20 protein-coding genes and 2 tRNA genes are annotated in these 20,096 nt (G+C 42.2%); all 22 read right to left on the bottom strand.

Going from position 1 to position 20,096, the window contains the following annotated elements:
• Positions 1-19: 19 nt before the first annotated feature.
• Entirely contained in the window at positions 20-2,503 is a 2,484-nt protein-coding gene (spoIIE, locus tag MHB67_RS00400) for a stage II sporulation protein E (protein WP_342492719.1), read from the bottom strand.
• A 203-nt stretch (positions 2,504-2,706) separates the two neighbouring features.
• Positions 2,707-2,778 (bottom strand) — tRNA-Glu (locus tag MHB67_RS00395).
• A gap of 25 nt (positions 2,779-2,803) precedes the next feature.
• Positions 2,804-2,877 (bottom strand) — tRNA-Met (locus MHB67_RS00390).
• 177 nt (positions 2,878-3,054) lie between these two features.
• Complete coding sequence (locus tag MHB67_RS00385; protein ID WP_008357409.1) at positions 3,055-3,450, bottom strand: S1 domain-containing RNA-binding protein; 396 nt, start codon at positions 3,448-3,450, stop codon at positions 3,055-3,057.
• A gap of 82 nt (positions 3,451-3,532) precedes the next feature.
• A complete protein-coding gene (locus MHB67_RS00380) occupies positions 3,533-3,907 on the bottom strand; it encodes a septum formation initiator family protein (protein WP_024427190.1) in 375 nt (124 codons plus the stop codon).
• Between the two features lie 18 nt (positions 3,908-3,925).
• Positions 3,926-4,564 (bottom strand): spore cortex biosynthesis protein YabQ, encoded by a 639-nt coding sequence (gene yabQ, locus MHB67_RS00375; RefSeq protein ID WP_122632219.1) that lies wholly within the window; start codon positions 4,562-4,564, stop codon positions 3,926-3,928.
• Positions 4,561-4,869 (bottom strand): sporulation protein YabP, encoded by a 309-nt coding sequence (gene yabP / locus MHB67_RS00370; protein WP_024425646.1) that lies wholly within the window; start codon positions 4,867-4,869, stop codon positions 4,561-4,563. Before yabP ends, yabQ begins: the two co-directional genes overlap by 4 nt.
• A 73-nt stretch (positions 4,870-4,942) precedes the next feature.
• Positions 4,943-5,203, bottom strand: a complete 261-nt coding sequence (locus tag MHB67_RS00365; protein ID WP_008341839.1) for an RNA-binding S4 domain-containing protein — start codon at positions 5,201-5,203, stop codon at positions 4,943-4,945.
• On the bottom strand, positions 5,200-6,684 hold the full coding sequence (gene mazG / locus MHB67_RS00360; RefSeq protein WP_342492718.1) for a nucleoside triphosphate pyrophosphohydrolase: 1,485 nt from the start codon (positions 6,682-6,684) through the stop codon (positions 5,200-5,202). Before mazG ends, MHB67_RS00365 begins: the two co-directional genes overlap by 4 nt.
• A complete protein-coding gene (locus MHB67_RS00355) occupies positions 6,674-8,278 on the bottom strand; it encodes a polysaccharide biosynthesis protein (RefSeq protein ID WP_342492717.1) in 1,605 nt (534 codons plus the stop codon). Before MHB67_RS00355 ends, mazG begins: the two co-directional genes overlap by 11 nt.
• Positions 8,279-8,468: 190 nt before the next feature.
• On the bottom strand, positions 8,469-9,005 hold the full coding sequence (spoVT, locus tag MHB67_RS00350; protein ID WP_003217990.1) for a stage V sporulation protein T: 537 nt from the start codon (positions 9,003-9,005) through the stop codon (positions 8,469-8,471).
• A gap of 139 nt (positions 9,006-9,144) precedes the next feature.
• Positions 9,145-12,678 (bottom strand): transcription-repair coupling factor, encoded by a 3,534-nt coding sequence (mfd, locus tag MHB67_RS00345; protein ID WP_342492716.1) that lies wholly within the window; start codon positions 12,676-12,678, stop codon positions 9,145-9,147.
• A 68-nt stretch (positions 12,679-12,746) separates the two neighbouring features.
• On the bottom strand, positions 12,747-12,977 hold the full coding sequence (locus tag MHB67_RS00340) for an anti-sigma-F factor Fin family protein (protein WP_003217967.1): 231 nt from the start codon (positions 12,975-12,977) through the stop codon (positions 12,747-12,749).
• Between the two features lie 55 nt (positions 12,978-13,032).
• Positions 13,033-13,599 carry an aminoacyl-tRNA hydrolase gene (gene pth / locus MHB67_RS00335; protein ID WP_024425643.1) on the bottom strand — a complete coding sequence of 189 codons (567 nt, stop codon included), beginning with the start codon at positions 13,597-13,599 and terminating at the stop codon, positions 13,033-13,035.
• A gap of 140 nt (positions 13,600-13,739) precedes the next feature.
• Positions 13,740-14,366: a 50S ribosomal protein L25/general stress protein Ctc gene (locus tag MHB67_RS00330; protein ID WP_024425642.1), complete on the bottom strand. Its 627-nt coding sequence runs from the start codon at positions 14,364-14,366 to the stop codon at positions 13,740-13,742.
• Between the two features lie 138 nt (positions 14,367-14,504).
• Positions 14,505-15,458, bottom strand: a complete 954-nt coding sequence (locus MHB67_RS00325) for a ribose-phosphate diphosphokinase (RefSeq protein ID WP_024425641.1) — start codon at positions 15,456-15,458, stop codon at positions 14,505-14,507.
• Between the two features lie 27 nt (positions 15,459-15,485).
• Entirely contained in the window at positions 15,486-16,856 is a 1,371-nt protein-coding gene (glmU, locus tag MHB67_RS00320) for a bifunctional UDP-N-acetylglucosamine diphosphorylase/glucosamine-1-phosphate N-acetyltransferase GlmU (RefSeq protein WP_024425640.1), read from the bottom strand.
• Positions 16,857-17,054: 198 nt separating this feature from the next.
• On the bottom strand, positions 17,055-17,351 hold the full coding sequence (gene spoVG, locus MHB67_RS00315; protein ID WP_008357439.1) for a septation regulator SpoVG: 297 nt from the start codon (positions 17,349-17,351) through the stop codon (positions 17,055-17,057).
• 224 nt (positions 17,352-17,575) lie between these two features.
• Positions 17,576-17,953, bottom strand: coding sequence for a 2-iminobutanoate/2-iminopropanoate deaminase (ridA, locus tag MHB67_RS00310; RefSeq protein ID WP_024425639.1), 378 nt, complete (start codon positions 17,951-17,953; stop codon positions 17,576-17,578).
• 38 nt (positions 17,954-17,991) lie between these two features.
• Positions 17,992-18,825 (bottom strand): pur operon repressor, encoded by an 834-nt coding sequence (purR, locus tag MHB67_RS00305; protein ID WP_024425638.1) that lies wholly within the window; start codon positions 18,823-18,825, stop codon positions 17,992-17,994.
• A gap of 55 nt (positions 18,826-18,880) precedes the next feature.
• A complete protein-coding gene (gene ispE / locus MHB67_RS00300; protein WP_019743558.1) occupies positions 18,881-19,750 on the bottom strand; it encodes a 4-(cytidine 5'-diphospho)-2-C-methyl-D-erythritol kinase in 870 nt (289 codons plus the stop codon).
• Positions 19,751-19,899: 149 nt separating this feature from the next.
• A complete protein-coding gene (locus tag MHB67_RS00295; RefSeq protein WP_103132751.1) occupies positions 19,900-20,082 on the bottom strand; it encodes a small, acid-soluble spore protein, alpha/beta type in 183 nt (60 codons plus the stop codon).
• Between the last annotated feature and the right edge of the window lie 14 nt (positions 20,083-20,096).

Here is a 20,096-nt window from a genome sequence, read left to right as displayed (position 1 = left end):
ATTCATATTATACGATATTTTAAGAAATCTCTTGTTTCTCAAGATAGAATGTACCGGTCGGAATGGAAGCCCATTTTGGTGTGTTGTGGTCGAGCCTGATGACAACAACTGTCATATCGTCGTCAATTTGGCCTGCTCTTGTTCGAATAACCTCTTCCATTAATAAATCAGCAATTTCTTGGGGATCTTCTGTTTTAAAGCTTTTCATTTTCCGTTTCACCCACAGATCATGATTTTCAATATGCTTTGGCCCCTCAAAAATACCGTCACTCATCATAATCAATAGGTCTCCTGCTTTCATCTGTTCGCTCACAACCTCGACTTCGAATTCATCAATAATGCCAATCGGCAAGTTGCTTGCTTGTACCTTCATCACCTGATCACCCCGTTTAATAAAGCTGGGTGTTGAACCAATCTTGAGGAACTTACAGCTCGCATCCTGTAAATCAATGATCGATAAATCCAATGTTGAATAGATCTCGTCCGTCGTTCGTAAAGATAAAATACTATTAATGGTTTTAATCGCCACTTTTTCATTGATACCTGACGCCAATATTTTTTCTAACAGCTTAATCGTTTCATTGCTTTCAAAATGAGCACGTGCTCCGTTGCCCATTCCATCACTAATAGCTGCGGCATACTTCCCTGCTCCAAGCTCCATCATGCTGTAGCTGTCTCCAGATACCAGTCCTCCGCCTTTTGCTGCATGTGCCACGCCTGTAGCCACTCGGTATGATTTAGCAGAGCCAAATACAACGTGGCAATAGCCGGTTGGATGCTCTGCACACTGTTCTGCTTTGACTAAAATCTGTTCTTCTAATATATCTGAAAGCATTGGCGCAATGATTTTTTCACATTCCCCATGCCCTTGGCAATATGGGATTCTCATTTCAATATCCACATTTCCCTGCTCCAAGCTATAGATTTCTACTTGCTGAATCTCAATGCCAAAGTGCTGAAGTGCTTCTATCATCTGCTCTTCCTGAATAAAATGTTGCTCTCTTTCTCGTTTTATTTCCCGGGAAAAATCCTCCATCACTTGTGAGACCCCCATCAGCTGTTCAGCCACAAGACGCCTGCTGTCTTGGACTTTTTTCTTCAGTGTCTGGTTGGCTTTATAGTAAGCGATCTCCTCTTCGATCAATTCCTCAACATGTTTTGATTTTGAGCAGTGCTGACTAAATTTCTTTTTCAATTTTCGGTTATGCTCATACGTTTTTTCATCAGATTCATGCATAACTTGTTTCATTAGTTCATAGGTTGTATCAAAGTTCTGCACCCAGCATTTATTTTTCTTATAGCACGTTTGACAGGATCGTTCTGTGATCGTACTTAAAAAAAGATCTACATCCTCTTCCTGCTTCTTCTCTTCAGGAATGGATTCGTAAAATGTCGCAAAACTCTCAGACAGCGCATGAAATACATGAGAGAACTGATCTACCTTTTTTGCTGTCACGTCTCGTACCTTCCGAGCATATTGCTGCTGCTCTTGTACATGCTCTACCGTACCAGGAATGTATTTCGCTACCTTGGAAGTAACTGATTGCGGCGTGAGTAAAAAGAGCGCAACCGCTATAAGTGATTCATACAGTGTGGTCATGAGACCTGCTGACCCTTCCCCGTACAGTGAAATGAGTAAGGAACCCACAATTAAGCCGATGGCTGCCCCTGCTTTCTTCCCTTCTTTCAGCAATCCGCCTAATAAGCCTGAAAAGGCAAGAAGACTCATCTGATAAAGGTTTCCGATGTTAGCGAGACCGAGAATTAATCCTGTCACAACACCGACCGTACAACCAATACTGGCTCCGCCAATAAAGGCAAACGTCAGCACTACATAACGTGACAAAATATGCTCTGCCTGCATTCCTTGAAAAGTGATCCCAGCAAGACCAGTTAAAACTGAGGCAATTAAAATCATAAAACAAATAATTTCTTCGACCTTTAAAGAGTGTTTAATTTTCCTGACTGTAAAAATCGGCAGGCTTTGAAGGAAAATCAGAGTCAAAATGAAGGCAAGTCCTGCTTCGACACCCGCCATGACGTAATCATAACTTTGCACAGCACCTTGCTCTAAGTAAACAAACGCTCCCCGGGTGATCAGCATTGAGAGAACAATGACAACCGGTAATGTTTTCACTGGGTCTTTGATGATGAAAGAAACCACCTTTGACATAAGGATAAACATGAGCAGCGACGCAAACACAAACAATGCATTTTGAGGTGATATCGTCATCGCCCCAGCGAGTAATGCTAGACAAGCCAGCATCGCCTTATCTCTTTTAATAAGCAGCATGGAGCCAAAGAAAGGCAGAGCAAACGGCATAATTTCAGATAATATAAAGGCTCGTCCTAATAAAAAGCCTAGAACAACATAAATAAACCCTTTATAGAAAAAAAGAGAATGCGTGTGATGAAGAAACAGGTTTTTCATCTTTTTTAACCCCGCACTGATTCTTTCAAACCCCGCTCCTGTTAAATCAGTTCTTCTTTCTAGTTTTTCCATCTTCTCATCCCCCACCTGATATTCGTTGCTTGTCATTATAGCGAAGGTGAAAAAGAAATTTTGTCAAAAGAAGTTGTCGTTTCCATAAAACGTTCGACGCTTTATTCGTCAAAGAGGCATACTTTCATGAAAGTCGATGTCTTTCATCAGAATTTTACGAAGGCACAAAAAAACAGCTTTCCTATAGAAAGCTGTTTCGAATATGACCCGTACGGGATTCGAACCCGTGTTACCGCCGTGAAAGGGCGGTGTCTTAACCGCTTGACCAACGGGCCTTGCTTTATGTTCTAGTTAAAAGGATAGCGGCGGAGGGGATCGAACCCCCGACCTCACGGGTATGAACCGTACGCTCTAGCCAGCTGAGCTACACCGCCATAATGAAAATGCGCTAAGAAGCACAAGAACTATAATACAAAGGATTCGCTTGTCCGTCAATAGAAAGTTTTAAATTAAATGACGAAATCTCAAAAAATGTCGGATGGATCATGAAAAAAAGCACCTGCTGAACAGCAGATGCTTTGTTGTGAAAATATATAGAAAGCAGCAACAAGTTAACCTCTTCTTGCTCCGCGCCCCCCACGTTTTGATTCCGTGTTACGTTTTAAAGATGTTAAGCGATCTTCGCTATCTTTTAAGAATTTGTTCATTTTTTGTTCAAACGATTCCTTCGGACGGAAATCATTTCTGCTTGGTCTTGATTGTTGTTGAGGACGATCTTTTGCTTTTTTAATGGACAAGCCGATTTTACCGTCTTTTTCAACATTAATCACTTTCACTTCAACTTGTTCACCGACTTTTAAATGCTCATTAATATCTTTTACATAGTTATCGGCTACCTCACTGATATGAACGAGACCAGTTGAACCGCCTGGCAACTCCACAAAAGCTCCAAAATTTGTAATGCCCGTAACTTTCCCTTGTAACTTGCTGCCAACTTCAATCGACATAAAAAAAGTGCTCCTCCTTAGACTTATAAAAAAATCTCATTTGTTCAATTATACATAAACTGAATTTTAAGTGTCAACAAGGCTAATCGCTCTTATTGCCCACATCAAAGATTTTTTCGCCTTTTTTGGACATATAATAGTCCCGTCGTGCCAGTTCGAGTACGTATTCCTTGCTTTTCAGCTTCTTAATTTCATCAGAAATATCTTCCTGCTTTGTTTTTAATTGCTTCAACTCTTTTTCGAGCGCAACCTTCTTCTCTTCTTTTTCCTTTAGTGAAGACGATTGCGACCAGAGGGCACTTGTCACCAAGACAGCAAACATGAGCACGATGACACCAAACACGGTAAGCCTTCTAAGGAGTCCGCGACGTTTGCGTTTTAAGCGCTGTGCTTGCTGTTCCATTTGTTTTTGGTAATCATTTTGAATTTGTGCGATATTTCGTTTTCTCTTGTTCAAGATTGAAGGCCTCCTCTCTTACTTTGTCCAGAATTGTTTCCATTTCGTTTTGATGGTACCAGATAATTTCTTGGCCCCTTGTAAAATTCCTGCTCCTTTTGAGAAAAACAATCTCATTGATGTTCGCCATTTTTCGGGAATCCGATGAATAATGGTCACATTGAGTAACCAGATGAGCGGATAACAAACAATCGACAGCACCTTCCACACGAGCCGAAACGTAAAACGAACAAGACGTAAGAGCGAGTGGAGCAAGAACAGAATAGCACTTATGATCAATGTGATCATCCAGCGGATCGGCTGGAAGACAACCGACATGACCAGCCTTTTTAGGAAGAGAACAGTCTGATATACACACATCATGATAAACTTGAGAATCTTGAGATACAAATGTTTCATCAATGCCTGATACATCGAGAAACCTAGAGCAACGGCTAGAAAAATATAAAGCCTGAATTCTCCCTCGTTTGTCAGCAGCAGGACGTAAAAGAATAAGAGACCCTGTACCATCCAAAAAAGGAGATCGTGGATAGCCAAAAGCCATTTTGCTGTTTTTTCCCGGTTCACAAACAGCTTGTACGTATCAAGCGATGCGCCCAGCCAGATGCCCATCGCCGCCATGGAAAGCATCGTATAAAACTGGACTGTCAGCGTCATTTAAACAGCTTGCTAAAAAATCCTTTAGCTTTCTCCCCGTGCTGCTCATCAACATAGATTAAATCAAAGACACGCCCTTTGATCGACACAACGCCCTTTTCGACGTCTAGGTTTTTCATTTGCAGATTTTCTCCGCGGATGGCGAGAATCCCCATGACCGTCTCCAGCAGAAATTCCTCACTATCAAAGCTTTCCACTTGTTTGACACCAGTAATATCTAAATGCTTTCTGTTTCGCATTGTGACATTGTGCTCCGCGTCTGATGACAGCTTCGTGCCTTGAGGTTGATTATAATATTGATTCATCTATACATCCCCCATATCTCATACTTGCATGTTACTGCATTGTATGTGATAAGAGGGTCTTTTAGAACAAGCCCTATTCTGCTGTTTTTTCTTCTTTTAGCACAGTATACATGCCAGCCGCTTCTTCTTTTTTCGTCGTGTCCTTTAACTCGTTGACTTGAACAGTCACTAGTTTTTGACCAAAGCGGATTTGCAGCTCATCTCCTTCTTTCACGTCAGAGCTTGCTTTCGCCTGTGTTCCGTTAATAGATATTCTGCCTTGATCAGCTACTTCTTTTGCCAATGTTCTTCTTTTAATTAAACGGGACACTTTTAAAAATTTATCTAGTCTCATGTGTGTTCACCTCTTTCTATGCGTTTCGCATCGTTCCATAGATCGTCCATTTCCTTTAGCGTTAAGTCATCTAATGAACGGCCCATGTCCTTTGCTTTTTGTTCGATATGCTGAAAGCGCCGTATGAATTTTGTGTTGGCAGAAGCGAGTGCCGTTTCAGGCTCTAGGTGATAGAACCTGCCAATATTGACGAGAACAAACAAAAGATCTCCAAATTCATCTTTCATCTGCTTCGTTGCACCTTCGTCCGTCTTCTCTGCCACTTCAACGAGAAATTCCTGCTTTTCTTCTTCGTATTTGTTCCAAATATCTTGAACATCTGTCCAATCAAAGCCTACTTTGGCAGCTTTCTTTTGGAGCTTATATGCCTTTGTTAGTGCCGGAAGTGTCGCCGGAATCGATTGCAAAATAGAACCGGTCCGCTCTGGCTTCTCCTGCTGTTTGATTTTTTCCCAGTTGGCCACCACATCTGCTGCTTCAGAAACATTCGTGTCACCAAACACATGGGGGTGGCGCCGAATCATTTTTTCTGTGACATGCTGAATGACGTCATCGATTGAGAAATAACCGTCATCTTCGCCAATTTGAGCGTGAAGTAACACCTGAAGCAGCACATCGCCGAGCTCTTCCACTATATGATCTGGGTCATCTTCATCTATCGCTTCAAGCAGTTCGTAGCATTCTTCAATTAAATATGGTTTGAGTGTCTCATTGGTTTGTTTTTGATCCCATGGACAGCCGCCCGGACCTCTTAATGTACGTATGACGTCACGGAAGGTGTCAAATTGTTGATAAAGCAGCTGTTCATCTTGAATTGGAGGAACATAAACACTCGTTAAGTTATTTATCGACACATCTCGATCAAGTTCAAATAAAGGAACGGCAGTAATCTGTTCCTGACTGCTTCCAGCTGCAGTCACAATATAAACTTCATAATCGTCGGGGAGCTTTTCCATAAGCGTGAGTTTCACATTCGAAGCTGTCATCTGATCATATACCTGACAAATCAGGACGTGCTGGGTTAATTTCAGATCATCCGCTCTCATATCCCCTGCATCAACGAATTGTAATCCCTCGATGGGGTCAATCTGCAAGGAGTTGAATGTCGCATCTAGAAAGCTTTGTCCACCAGCGACAGACACCTCAATCCCGCGCTCTTTCTGCCCGGCGACGAGCAGCTGTACGGTCTTTTCTGCCACAAATGGATGACCAGGTACAGCATACACAATGTCTTTTTCCGCTGCCTCTGCAAATAATATTTCGGTAATTTCCTGATACACCTGATCAAACTGATCATGCTTTTCATAAATTTCATCAAAAAAGGTGAGAGATGGGACCTCCTGCATTAACTCTGCGGTAAGCGGATGATCCTGCGTTCTCATAAATACTTCCTTCGCCTGCTTCAGCTGCTTATATACACCGAGCGTCAGCTGATCTATGTCGCCTGCCCCGAGACCGACGACGGTAATCTTACCTGCCATTTTGATTCCCTCTCATCTGTTTAAAATATAAAATCTTTTCTCCTAATGGAATGAGTTTCCATTCCTCGTCCGTAAATACTTCTAGCTTAAGAATACTATATAAAAAGGCGAAACCACCAATAAAAACTGATGTCAGGCTCTCTAAAACGGAAAACGGGCGTTTTTCAAAGGGGATCACCCATGAAAACAGAGCCTGATATCCTATTAAGACCACAGCCATGAAGGCGGCTGATAAAAGAATTTTCACCGGGAACAGCTCTCTCAACGAAATCCATCCTTTATGCTTCAAATAAACGGCATTGAGCACGGCTGCTGTGAGAAAACCACACACAGTTGACCACGCGGCACCGTGGATGCCAAATAACGGTACAAACTCAATTGTTAGAATCCATTTCACCAGCACGCTGAGAACCACCACAACAGCAGGATATACAGTATGCCCGAGCCCTTGCAGTAAAGCCGCCTGCGTAATGGCAATCGACGTAAAGGCGATCGATATACAGAATATTTGCAAGGCATCGGTGCCTAAGTCATTACGAAAAAGCATTGTATTGACTGGTGCTAAAATACAAATCAGTCCAACCGCTGACCCTATCCCTAATACTGACGTGGTCTTAACCGATGAGCGAACTTTTTGCCGTATCGTTTCATGCTCTCCATTCCTCATGGCTGCCGATAAAAATGGTACAAGAGAGGTTCCGATGCTGATGGCAAACACCGTTCCGAGCTGTAAGAAAGGCTGGCCTCGGTCATATACACCTTTCGCCGCCTTTGCCGCCGCTTCACTGAGACCCTCGCTGCGCAGCAACGCATACAGATGAAAAGCATCAATCATTTGCATCCATAAAATGAGCAAACCGCTGACACAAATCGTCAATGTATACAGCACCAAACTCTTCATAACATCTTTTTTTCGAAGTGTCGCCTGTTTGCCCGACATACTTGCAGCAGACTGCTTTCGATAGGTCAGCCAAAGGAAAAGAAGCAAAATGAGCGAGGCCGCACTTCCTGCGATAGAAGAGAACACCGCACCCGCCCCTGTTTCATAAAGCGAATAGCCGTGCCTCACGAAATAGAAGGATAAAACAAGCAGGACACCTACCCTGATGAGCTGCTCAACCAATTGAGAAACAGCTGTTGGAAGCATCAGACCGTCACTCTGAAAAACTCCCCTCAGCATCACAGTGAACGGCAGAAATAGAAACACAAAAGCACTCATCTGGATGAGCAGAATTAATTGACTGTCTGCCATAAGACTCGCAATTGTGCCTGCTCCTATGTAAAGACAAAGAAATAAGACTAGGCTCAGTAAAGTGATATAGACCAAGGATACCCTTGTAATGATCCGTCGATTCTCTTCCCCATGCTCACTCAAAAGCTTGGACACCATGACAGGAAAACCTGTTGTACCAAGCATGATGGCAATGCCAAGGAAAGGATATACCTGCTGATAAATATAAAACCCTGTGTCCCCTACGATGTTTTGAAACGGGACACGGTAAACGGCACTTAATATCTTTGATAACAAGCCTGCGATGGTCAAAATCACCGCACCCTGGAAAAGCCAATGCGGCTGATTCACAGCATTTTTCATGGATGACTCCTTTAAAATAAATCTACAGTTAAACGCACTCATTATAACATACGTGAATGAAAAGACGTTTCTTTCTAAGGAGTAGACGGCACATGTCTCGTTTTGTTTCATCCCATATAAAAAACCGACAAAATCAAATGATTTCATCGGCATTCTTTCATTTTATCAAGATGATATAGAGTTATTAGACCTAATGTTCCATTTGACGGGCTAAGAAGCCAGCTGCCGTTTCTGCCGCTTTATGCTCCACTTCTCCCATTGAACGCTCTTTAGAAAATAAGACGACGGCGCCAATTGGATCTCCGTTTGCAACAATAGGTGCAATGGTATAAGCAGATACGTCATCATCAATACCATCGACAAGTTGAATTTCTTTTTTGCTTTCTTCTAACACAGAATTACGCTGATCCATTGTTCGTTCAAGTAAATCACTGATCGATTTGTTTAAGTACTCTTTTTTCGAACTGCCGGATACAGCAATATACGTATCTCGATCACAGATCAGGATGGAATGACCCAGACTGTCGAATAATGCATCAGCATATTCCTTCGCAAAGTCTCCTAGCTCACTAATCGGCGAATACTTCTTCAAAATCACTTCTCCATCGCGGTCGACGAAAATCTCAAGCGGATCTCCTTCCCGGATGCGCAATGTTCTGCGAATCTCCTTCGGAATAACCACTCTACCTAGATCATCGATGCGGCGTACAATTCCAGTTGCTTTCATTCACTGCTGCCTCTCTTTCGTTTGATGATGTGTTGGGTGAATGGAACAAAAGCGTCCACTTTATGCAACATTCACCACTTGACCCTGAGTTTAGTATCCGTCACATCAAACGTAATATACACGAGAGACAAACAAAATTTTATGAAGATGGAATGGTTTCTTTTTTCACATCTTGAAGGCCTCGAAGCATGTTAAGAACAACCTCAAGCCATTCCTCCGTCTTCTTGCCTTTCGTTTGGACAGAAATAATCAGCTTGCTGCCTTCCATTCCTAACCCGATTTCACGTCCATATTTACTGCCGAGCTCAAATAATTTTTGACCGTCGATTTCACTGCTTGCTTTCTCATCAAGAGTCATTCTAACAATGCCTTTCTCCATCTTGATCAGCTCGACACGTTCCTGGACAGCGTACACCTTCATTGTCGCAATCGTAAACAAGTCAGCCACTTCTTGCGGATATTCACCAAATCGGTCGATCATTTCATCCTGAAGCTCTTTTCTCTCTTCAATCGATCCAATTGCTCTGAACTGTTTATACATTTCAATCTTTTGCTTGCCGTCCGAAATATAAGTGTCTGGGATGTAAGCATCAATTTGCAGATCAATTTCTGGCTCGAATTTATCTTGAGCCGTTGTATCGCCTCTTCTTTCCTCAATGGCTTCTTTCAGCATTTGAGAATAGAGGTCGAATCCAACTGAATCAATGAAGCCATGCTGCTGAGCACCAAGTAAGTTTCCTGCTCCTCGAATTGTTAAATCACGCATCGCAATTTTAAACCCAGATCCGAGCTCTGTGAATTCTTTAATAGCTTGAAGTCTTTTCTCCGCAACTTCAGAAAGAACTTTATCTTTTCGATACGTGAAATAAGCATAAGCAACACGGTTCGAACGCCCGACTCGTCCTCTTAGCTGGTACAGCTGAGAAAGCCCCATTTTATCGGCATCGTGGACGATGAGTGTGTTCACATTTGGAATATCGACTCCCGTTTCAATGATGGTGGTACTGACCAATACATCTGATTCACCTTCAAGGAAATTGATCATCACTGATTCCAGCTCGTTCTCACTCATTTTCCCGTGCGCATAACTGACTTTTGCGTCTGGGACTAGCATGGAGATTTCATCTGCTTTTCGTTCAATATCCTCAACACGGTTGTAAAGGAAGTACACTTGACCGCCGCGTGCTAATTCTCGCTCAATCGCTTCTCTGACTAAAGCACCATTGTACTCGACCACATAGGTTTGAACAGGGAAACGGTTTTCAGGCGGTGTTTCAATCACTGATAAATCCCGTACGCCAAGCATGGACATATGAAGCGTACGCGGAATTGGGGTAGCTGTTAATGTCAGTACGTCAATATTGGCTTTCATCTGCTTAATTTTCTCTTTATGCGTCACACCAAAACGCTGTTCCTCATCAATGATCAACAGTCCTAAATCCTTGTAGACGATGTCTTTTGAAAGAAGACGGTGTGTGCCGATGACCATATCAATCGTTCCGTTTTTCAGCCCTTTTAACGTTTCAGTTGTTTCTTTTCTTGTACGGAAACGGCTCAGCTGCGCAATTTTGACAGGGTAGTCTTGGAATCGGTCCATGATTGTGTCAAAATGCTGCTGTGCTAAGATGGTTGTCGGAACAAGCAGGGCTACCTGCTTCCCGTCAGCAATCGCTTTAAAGGCCGCACGAATAGCCACCTCCGTTTTTCCGTAACCCACATCTCCACAAAGCAGACGGTCCATTGGACGTTCCCGCTCCATATCCTGTTTAATTTCGTGAATCGAACGGATTTGATCATCTGTTTCCTGATAAGGGAACGCAGATTCAAACTGGCGCTGCATCTCATGATCAGGCGAGAAAGCATATCCTTTGCTTGCCTCGCGTTCTGCGTACAGTTTAATCAGATCATCTGCGATGTCCTGTACAGATGTTTCAACTTTTTTCTTCACGCGTTTCCAATCGCTGCCGCCCAGTTTGTACAGCTTTGGTTCTTTACCTTCTGATCCTACATATTTCTGCACCTGATCAATTTGTTCAACCGGTACATAAAGCTTGTCGCTTCCTTGATAATGAATATTTAAATAATCTTTATGAATGCCGCCGATTTCAAGCGTTTCAATTCCTAAATATTTACCGATCCCGTGGTTAATGTGCACCACATAATCACCGACTTGAAGCTCTGAATAGCTCTTGATCCGCTCTGCATTGGTCAGCTTTTGCTTACGCGCCTGTTTTTTCACACGTTTCTTGAAGAGTTCACCTTCTGTGATCACAGCAATTTTTGATAACGGCAGTTCAAAGCCTGTTTGCAGCTCACCTTGTAAAATATACACCTGTCCGCTCACAAGCTCAGCGTCCGGTTTAGCAAGAGCGGCTTCAATGTCATAATCATGCAGAACAGACGACAGCTTTTCTGTCCGCTCATCATCAGCACCTAAGAAAACAACCGTGTATTGCTGTTTTTTATAGCGTTCAATTTCACTCGCCAGCACGTTCATCTGTCCATGGAAATTCTGCATTTGCTTACTAGATACATTGACGATATTTTGAGGATTTGTCTGCTGGACATGTCTCAGGAACAAAGAGTAGTACAGAATGGATCTCGATTGCTGATTGATCAGTTCTTGGAACGGGAAAGATAGAGATAAATCATGAAGAATATTGCCTTCTTCAAGCAGACTAATTGTCCAATCGGCTTCTTCCTGTTCAAGCTGTTCTTCCATCTCCTGAATTCTGCTGATTTCATCTAAAATAATAATCGTATCCTGCGATGTGTAATCTAGCAAACTAGCAGGCTTTTCATAGAAATAGGACAGGTACTTCGTCATTTCCTGTGTCACGATGCCTTCTAGCAGCTTCTCGCGATCAGCAGATATATTTTGATGAAGCAGTTCTTTTTGCTGATCTGAGTTGAATTTCTTTAAGCTCTTCGCCAGCCCTTGATCAAGCTGTTCAATGGCTCTCACTCGTTCAGGACCTCTCACAATTAACTCTTTTGCAGGACCTATTTTGATTTCTTGAAGGGTTTCTAATGAACGCTGTGTATCCGAATGAAATGTTCGAATCGAGTCTATTTCTGTATCAAACAGTTCAATACGGATTGGATGATCTTCCGTTAACGCATAGATGTCGATAATTCCTCCGCGCACACTAAAATCTCCGGGCGCTGCAACCATCGACGTCCGGTCATAACCAATTTGTACGAGCTGTTTTGAAAACGCCTCCAAATCAATTTCTTCACCGATCTTTAAATGGATCTGGCTCTCCTTCCAGAGCTCAACTGGCGGAAGCATCCTCCGAACCGCAGCAGCGGGAGTGACGATAATAGGTTTTTCTCCATTCGCAAGTCGATTCAAGACATCCAAACGCTGTGCTCTCAGCTCAGGACTGGCCACTGCAATTTCTGAAGCGATGAGTTCATTGACAGGATAAAGAAGAACCGAGCGATCCGGCATCACACTTGCTAGATCATCTGTTACCTTCTGCGCCTGATATAAATTGTGAGTCACAATAAACATCGGCCGCTTCAGTTCGTCTGATATCGCGGCTGTAAATAAAGATCTGACGGAGCCTGATAGTCCGGCAAGCAGCTGTTCTTTTAACCCTTCCTTTAGCCCATTAAAAATGGACTGAAAATCATCACTTTGTTTGATAAATGATTGTATGTTTTTCATTTGGCTCCTCCTCCCTGTTTGTTTAAAACAGAAAAACGCTTTGGTCTAATATCTACACCAAAGCTTTTTTATTGAATAAAAGTATGATACTGATGGTAATCAGGATTTCTTTCGAGCGCCTCTTGGCAATCCTCACAAATGGTTTGTACATGTAAATCACCATTTTCCCTATAAGAAATCATATCGTTTCTTTCCTCATTTGTTAAGTGATGAAATCCAAGTGCTTCACTTTGGACAGCGGATTCATCTAGACTGCCAACCTTTACACCACAGTGGCGGCAGTAATAATGCAAAGCCATACGTGATCCTCCCATGCTGAGATTTTATGATCAGTATGTGCTTCGCTTATCATTCTTATACCTTCTTGTTAAAATCATTCATCACTTCTAAAAATGGCTTTTTTAAAGCCGCTTCACAAGCCTCGACAGACGATTGAATGGCTGATGCAATGTCAGGCTGTTCCTCTTCTGAGAAACGTCCTAGTACGTAATCAACGACCTTCATGCCGTTTTGAGGACGTCCAATGCCGATACGGAATCGGTCAAATTCAGGTGAACCTAAATGCTGAATCAATGATTTGATTCCATTATGCCCGCCTGCACTTCCTTTTGTACGTAGGCGAATCCGGCCAGTTGGCAAATCAAGATCATCATAGATCACTTTCAAATGTTCGAGGGGAATATCGTAATAGTCCATCAGCGGACGCACACATTCTCCTGATAAGTTCATATATGTAAGCGGCTTTACAAGTAGAACCTTTTGCCCCGAAACAAACCCAGTTCCAAATTGTCCATGGAATTTTGATTGATTTAAAGGAATGTCCCATTTTTTCGATAATTCATCTATTGTCATAAACCCGACATTATGTCTTGTTTTTTCATATTCTTTTCCTGGATTGCCTAATCCAACGAATGCAATCATGAAACCAATAACCTCCTTTGTCACACAGCACACGCCTAAAAAATGAGCCAATCAGATTGCCTCATGTAAAAACGTATGAATTCTTTTCATTCTAGCACAAAAGACGCAACCGCGGGAGGGTTACGTCTTTAAATGACCAGTTATTCTCCATCGTCATCCTTTTCTTTAATGGCCTCAGGCTCTTGCGGCTCTTCTTCGCTATCCGGCTCAGGAACCTCTGATTGCTGAGGCGGCAGAATGGAAGCAACGACTTCTTCTGGATCGTTATTGATTTGATAAGATGACTGAACAGGCAGATCAGCAACTGTTAAGACATCATTGACTTCTAAGTTTGTAATATCAGCTTCAATATTCTGCGGGATATCTTTTGGTTTGGCTGTAACAGATAGTTCAAATAGTGGCTGCTGAAGCACACCGCCATCTTTTACCCCTTTAGACTCGCCAATCAGCTGTATTGGTACATCTGCTTCAATTTCACGCTGTAAGTCAACGACTTGGAAATCAGCATGGACAAGCTCGTTTTTCAACGGATCTGTTTGTAATTCTGTCACCATCACAGATTTCGTTTCGCCACCCACGTCTAAGGTGATAATTGTATTCTTCCCTTCATCACGTAAGGTTTTTAATAAATCGATGCTGTCTAATGAAACAGCCAGGCTGTCTGTATTTTTTCCGTATATGACACCAGGAACGTGTCCTGAATGACGGATTTTTTGCAGTGTGGAACGTTTGAAATCAGTTCTTTTATTTGCTTTTAAAGTTGCCATATTCAGCACCATCCTATTTCTTTTTTGTCACTACTCTCATAATTACCCATAACCGAATCATTTTAAACCTATTTGCCGTGAATGATGATAGCAAAAAGACCCCAAGCTTGATGCCTAGGGCCTTTTTTAATCAGAAAATTAGCTGAAAAGGTAGCTCACAGATTCTTCTTCATGTACACGGATGATGGCTTCTGCAAGCAAAGGCCCAACCGAAAGCGGAATGAATTTTCCAACTTTCTTGTCATCAGTTAATTGAATACTGTTTGTCACAACCAATTCTTTAATTTTAGAGTTTGTGATGCGTTCTACTGCTGGTCCAGACAATACTGGGTGCGTACAGCAAGCATATACTTCAGCTGCTCCATTTTCGACTAGCGCATTTGCTGCAAGTGTAATAGTACCAGCTGTATCAATGATATCATCGATCAGAATCGCCGTTTTGCCTTCAATGTTACCAATAATGTTCATGACTTCAGCAACGTTTGGCTTTGGACGGCGTTTGTCGATAATTGCGATTGGCGCTTTCAGGCGGTCTGCCATTTTACGCGCACGTGTCACACCACCGTGGTCAGGAGACACAACAACGATATCATTCAAGTTCTTCTGTTCGAAATAGTTTGTTAAGATTGGCACAGCCATTAAGTTATCGATTGGAATATCGAAGAAACCTTGGATTTGCGGCGCATGAAGATCAAGTGCAATCACACGTGTAGCACCTGCTGTTTCAAGCAAGTTCGCAAAAAGCTTCGCAGTGATTGGCTCACGAGGTTTTGCCTTACGATCTTGACGTGCATATCCGTAATAAGGGATCACAATATTGACAGTTTTCGCAGAAGCGCGTTTTAGTGCATCCACCATAATGAGCAGTTCCATAATATGCTCATTGACTGGCGCACTTGTTGATTGAATGACATAACAATCACAGCCGCGGATACTTTCTTCAATATTGATTTGGACTTCACCGTCACTAAAGCGTTTAACAGAGCTCTTTCCTACATCAACTCCGATACGATCGGCAATTTCTTTGGCAAGTTCAGGGTTTGAATTCAAAGAGAATATCTTTAAATTCGCATCAGCATAACGATTAGACATGGTATGGTAAACCTCCGGGTATTTGGATTATTTTTTATGAATATTTTTCACATAATCTTCTTTATTGACTTGTCTTGCTCTAGCAATAGACAATGCATCCTGCGGTACATCTTCTGTAACCGTTGAACCGGCTGCAACATATGCCCCTTTTCCGACAGTGACTGGTGCAACTAGATTTGAATTACAGCCAATAAATGCGCCGTCTTCAATCTTCGTTAAGAATTTGTTTTTCCCATCATAGTTGACTGTAATGGAACCACAGCCAAGGTTTACATCAGTTCCGACCTCTGCGTCTCCAATGTAGCTTAGATGAGATGCTTTGCTGCGGTCTCCGAAAACTGTTTTCTTGATTTCGACAAAATTTCCGATTTTTACTTCATCGCCAATTTTCGACAACGGGCGAATATGAGCAAACGGTCCAATTGTCACATCAACTCCAACCTCACTATCGCAGACGACAGATTGCTTAATGACTGTTCGATCTCCGATGATGCTGTCAACAATTTCAGTGTTTGGCCCAATAGTGGCGTCTGCACCGATTTTTACATTCCCTTTGATGACCGTCCCAGGATAGATAACTGTATCTTCACCGATGACAGCATCTGGCGAAATATACGTGTTCTCAGGATCAATCAAGGTCACACCATTCTTCATATGCTGATGATTAATACGTCGCTTCATGAATTGCTCTGCTTGTGATAGAGCGATACGATCGTTAACTCCAAGTGTTTCTTCAAAATGCGGTGTTTGATAAGCTGCAACTGTTTGCCCTTCATTTTTTAGAATTTCAATAACGTCTGGCAAGTAGTATTCACCCTGTGCATTTTCATTCGACACTTGCTCAATCACACGGAAGAGATCTTCATTTGAAAAGCAATAAGTCCCTGTATTAATTTCATTCACTTGACGCTCTGCATCGTTCGCATCTTTATGCTCCACAATTTTCACGACAGCACCTGTTTCGTCACGAATAATACGGCCATAGCCTGTCGGATCATCCGCATGTGCTGTTAAAATAGTGACTTTCGCTTGATGTTTTTGATGCTCGCTTAACATGGCTTCCATTGTTTCCGCTGTCAATAATGGCGTATCACCACAAATGACAATGGTTGTTCCCTTTTCCTGCGCGAGGAACGACTTTGCTTGTTTGACGGCATGGGCTGTTCCCAGCTGTTCTTCTTGAAGTGCATACTCACTTCTGTCTCCAAGCTGCTCTTTCACGTCCTCTGCACCATGACCGACAATCGTCACCAGCTTGGCTAAAGAAAGCTTTAACGCTTCATCTGCCACATGCTCGACCATTGGCTTTCCGCAAACTGGATGAAGTACTTTATATAGCTTTGACTTCATTCTCGTTCCTTTTCCCGCTGCTAAAATCACTGCGAACCGCTTATCCATTGATTGGCCTCCAATATCCCTATTATCCATAGAAAAATATATCCTAAATAAAGACTGATTTCAAGGATACATAAGGAAGTACAATAATTTTCTAACAAATGAAAGACTTAAGAAACAAGAGAAAGAACGCAAAAAAGACAGCATTTAAAAGAAAACATTCATTTTCTCTTAAAGCCGCCTTTTTAGGTTCACATATGATTAAGAAGCTCCAGCTTCTTCATATTCAATTGTTTCTTCCTCTTCGCCTAAGCGATGATATTCATTTAATACAGCATCTTGGATTTTACCCCGAGTGCTTGAATTAATTGGATGTGCAATATCGCGAAACTCTCCATCAGGCGTGCGTTTGCTAGGCATTGCTACAAACAACCCATTGTTTCCATCAATCACACGAATATCATGAACAACAAATTCGTGGTCCAGCGTGATGGATGCAATCGCCCTCATGCGACCATCGGTATTCACGCGGCGTAATCTTACGTCAGTAACTTCCACAGTAGTTCACCACCTTTTCCCAATATAAAAGCATTACTTAGGTATTCAACGATCGTGGTGATTCTCCTGCTCTTTTTTTAAACTTTTTTTGAAATATCGGGATATTTATACATTATTTGTCATATTCGTGACGACGCTTACATTCTCAGCATAAAAAAAGACATCATGATGATGTCTTTCCCTGCATATGATGAAACCAAACGGCTTTCATTGAGAGTGCCTGTTTATTTAACTAATGCAACTACTTCTATTTCTACAAGCGCATCCTTTGGAAGTCTTGCCACTTCCACGCATGAACGAGCTGGCTTATGTGTATGGAAATACTCACCGTACACTTCATTCACTTCAGCGAATTGTTCCATATCTTTAATGAAAACAGTTGCTTTCACGACTGTTTCAAAGGAAGCACCTGCTGCTTCAAGTACAGCCTCAAGATTACGGAATACTTGATGTGTTTGTTCTTTAATATCTCCATTTACAAAATCTCCAGCTGGGGTTAATGGAATTTGCCCTGAGCTGTAAAACATGTTATTGACAATAATTCCTTGAGAGTAAGGTCCAATGGCTGCTGGTGCATGTTTGGTTTGAACAACTTTTGTCATATTAATCTCTCCCATTCAAATACATGTTTAATCAAAGCTTACGCTTTCGAATGAAAAAACTCGTGGAAATTGCCTTCATTGATCTCAATGATTTTTTGCTTCATATCAATGGTAGAAAGCTTTAACAACGAGACATATTCATCGACAAGACGTTCATCTACGCCTTCATCTTCTAAAAGAACACCGATCCCTGCAACATTTGCATTAAATTCCTCAAGCAAATTCATCATGCCGTTAATGGTTCCGCCCGCTTTCATAAAGTCATCAATGATCAACACATTGGAGCCTTTATCTAAGCTTCGCTTTGCAAGGGACATGGTTTGAATTCGGTTAGAAGAACCTGACGCATAATTAATACTGACAGTTGATCCTTCGGTTACCTTATTATCTTTTCTAACGATCACAACAGGCACATTTAAATAACCCGCAACAGAATAGGCAATCGGAATACCTTTTGTCGCAACGGTCATGACGACATCAATCGCACGGTCCGCAAAGATGGTCGCAAACAGCTTACCGATTTTCGCAAGTATCGATGGATTGCCTAAAACATCGGTTAAATATAAATAACCGCCAGGAAGTACACGTTCAGGAGTTGATAATGCCTCTCCGATATCGTTTACTACGTCATCTGCTTCTTTTAGGTGTATTTTTGGAATATATTTCACTCCGCCAGCAGCGCCAGGTACAGTAAGCAATGTGCCTATTCCCTGCTGTTCGAAGGTCTGTTTGATAATCGTTAAGTCTTCACTAATGGAGGACTTTGCAGATTGATAACGTTCTGCAAAAAAAGTTAAAGGTACTAGTACGTGCGGGTGGGCTAACAAATAATTTGTTAAGTCCACCAATCTGCCGCTTCGACGAAACTTCATGAACTTACCCCCAGAACCCGAATAATTTATGAATAATATAACTTAATATACGGATTTAATCAAGGGCATTTTGTTCGCCGATCATGCGGACAGCGTATACCTGATCACAAAATCCTCTCAGTCCGTTATATATTCTTTGTACCTTTGATTCATATTGAATCAAGCCAAATACCGTTGGGCCGCTTCCACTCATTAATACAGCATCAGCACCGAAACGCTTCATCTGTCTTTTGATCATATCTACTTCTGGATACATCTTTAATGTCACAGACTCCAGAACATTACCGAGTGAGCCGCACATCTCTTTATAATCTTTCGCCTCAATGGCTTCAATCATACGCTGTACATTTGGGTGTTCTACTTTGCTTGCGTCATATTGTCTATAAACTTCAGCTGTAGATACCCCAATCACCGGCTTCGCTAAAATCACCCAGCAATGCGGCGGTGTCGCGATATGCTTCAGTTTTTCTCCACGTCCTGTCGCTAGTGCTGTGCCTCCGTGTACACAAAAAGACACATCTGAGCCGATCTCCGCTCCAAGCTCAGCCAGTTCATCTAACGTGAGATTTAACTTCCACAAACGGTTTAAACCGCGAAGCGCTGCTGCAGCATCACTGCTGCCTCCAGCTAAACCTGCTGCAACAGGGATTGCTTTTGTGATGACAATCGATACTCCTTTTTGAATACCGAACCTTGTTTTGAGTAATTTAGCTGCCTGATAAGCCAGGTTACGCTGATCATCTGGCACAAATCGATTATGAGATGATACACGGATTTCGTCTTTATCCAGCTCCGTCAGCTCAAGTCGATCTGCAAGGTCTATTGTTGTCATCACCATCTCCACTTCGTGATATCCATCTGGTCTTTTTCCATGAACATCAAGTGAGAGATTAATTTTTGCCGGTGCTTTTTCTAAAATACGCAAACATTTCACCTACTTCTCCATCTAAACATAAGTATCAATATTGTATCACATTTGATGGATCTGATGAATATTGGCTTTTACGCCCAGCACACTGACTTTTCCAACAAAAAAAGCCAGAGACACCTGAGGTATCCCTGACCATTTTTCTATCATTGATTCTCTTCCTGAGCCATGTGCTGCTGAGCTAATTCGATGGCACGTTTGACCATATTCCCTGCGTCACGCGCACGAATTTCTCCCCAGCCTCCATTTTTGACGGTATCATAAAATCCAAGATCCTTCGCCAGCTCGTATTTGAACTCATCTGACATAATGCCTCGGCGTCTACCCAAACGAAACAGCCCCT

The organism is Bacillus sp. FSL H8-0516 (genome assembly GCF_038635285.1).
In the GTDB taxonomy this organism is placed as follows: domain Bacteria; phylum Bacillota; class Bacilli; order Bacillales; family Bacillaceae; genus Bacillus; species Bacillus safensis.
This window is presented reverse-complemented; position numbering and strand designations above follow the sequence as displayed.

Coding starts and splice junctions, on each gene's coding strand:
- spoIIE (WP_342492719.1), bottom strand. CDS start 2,503: ATGGAAAAACTAGAAAGAAGAACTGATTTAACAGGAGCGGGGTTTGAA.
- MHB67_RS00385 (WP_008357409.1), bottom strand. CDS start 3,450: ATGTCGATTGAAGTTGGCAGCAAGTTACAAGGGAAAGTTACGGGCATT.
- yabQ (WP_122632219.1), bottom strand. CDS start 4,564: ATGACGCTGACAGTCCAGTTTTATACGATGCTTTCCATGGCGGCGATG.
- yabP (WP_024425646.1), bottom strand. CDS start 4,869: ATGAATCAATATTATAATCAACCTCAAGGCACGAAGCTGTCATCAGAC.
- MHB67_RS00365 (WP_008341839.1), bottom strand. CDS start 5,203: ATGAGACTAGATAAATTTTTAAAAGTGTCCCGTTTAATTAAAAGAAGA.
- mazG (WP_342492718.1), bottom strand. CDS start 6,684: ATGGCAGGTAAGATTACCGTCGTCGGTCTCGGGGCAGGCGACATAGAT.
- MHB67_RS00355 (WP_342492717.1), bottom strand. CDS start 8,278: ATGAAAAATGCTGTGAATCAGCCGCATTGGCTTTTCCAGGGTGCGGTG.
- spoVT (WP_003217990.1), bottom strand. CDS start 9,005: ATGAAAGCAACTGGAATTGTACGCCGCATCGATGATCTAGGTAGAGTG.
- mfd (WP_342492716.1), bottom strand. CDS start 12,678: ATGAAAAACATACAATCATTTATCAAACAAAGTGATGATTTTCAGTCC.
- MHB67_RS00340 (WP_003217967.1), bottom strand. CDS start 12,977: ATGGCTTTGCATTATTACTGCCGCCACTGTGGTGTAAAGGTTGGCAGT.
- pth (WP_024425643.1), bottom strand. CDS start 13,599: ATGATTGCATTCGTTGGATTAGGCAATCCAGGAAAAGAATATGAAAAA.
- MHB67_RS00330 (WP_024425642.1), bottom strand. CDS start 14,366: ATGGCAACTTTAAAAGCAAATAAAAGAACTGATTTCAAACGTTCCACA.
- MHB67_RS00325 (WP_024425641.1), bottom strand. CDS start 15,458: ATGTCTAATCGTTATGCTGATGCGAATTTAAAGATATTCTCTTTGAAT.
- glmU (WP_024425640.1), bottom strand. CDS start 16,856: ATGGATAAGCGGTTCGCAGTGATTTTAGCAGCGGGAAAAGGAACGAGA.
- ridA (WP_024425639.1), bottom strand. CDS start 17,953: ATGACAAAAGTTGTTCAAACCAAACATGCACCAGCAGCCATTGGACCT.
- purR (WP_024425638.1), bottom strand. CDS start 18,825: ATGAAGTTTCGTCGAAGCGGCAGATTGGTGGACTTAACAAATTATTTG.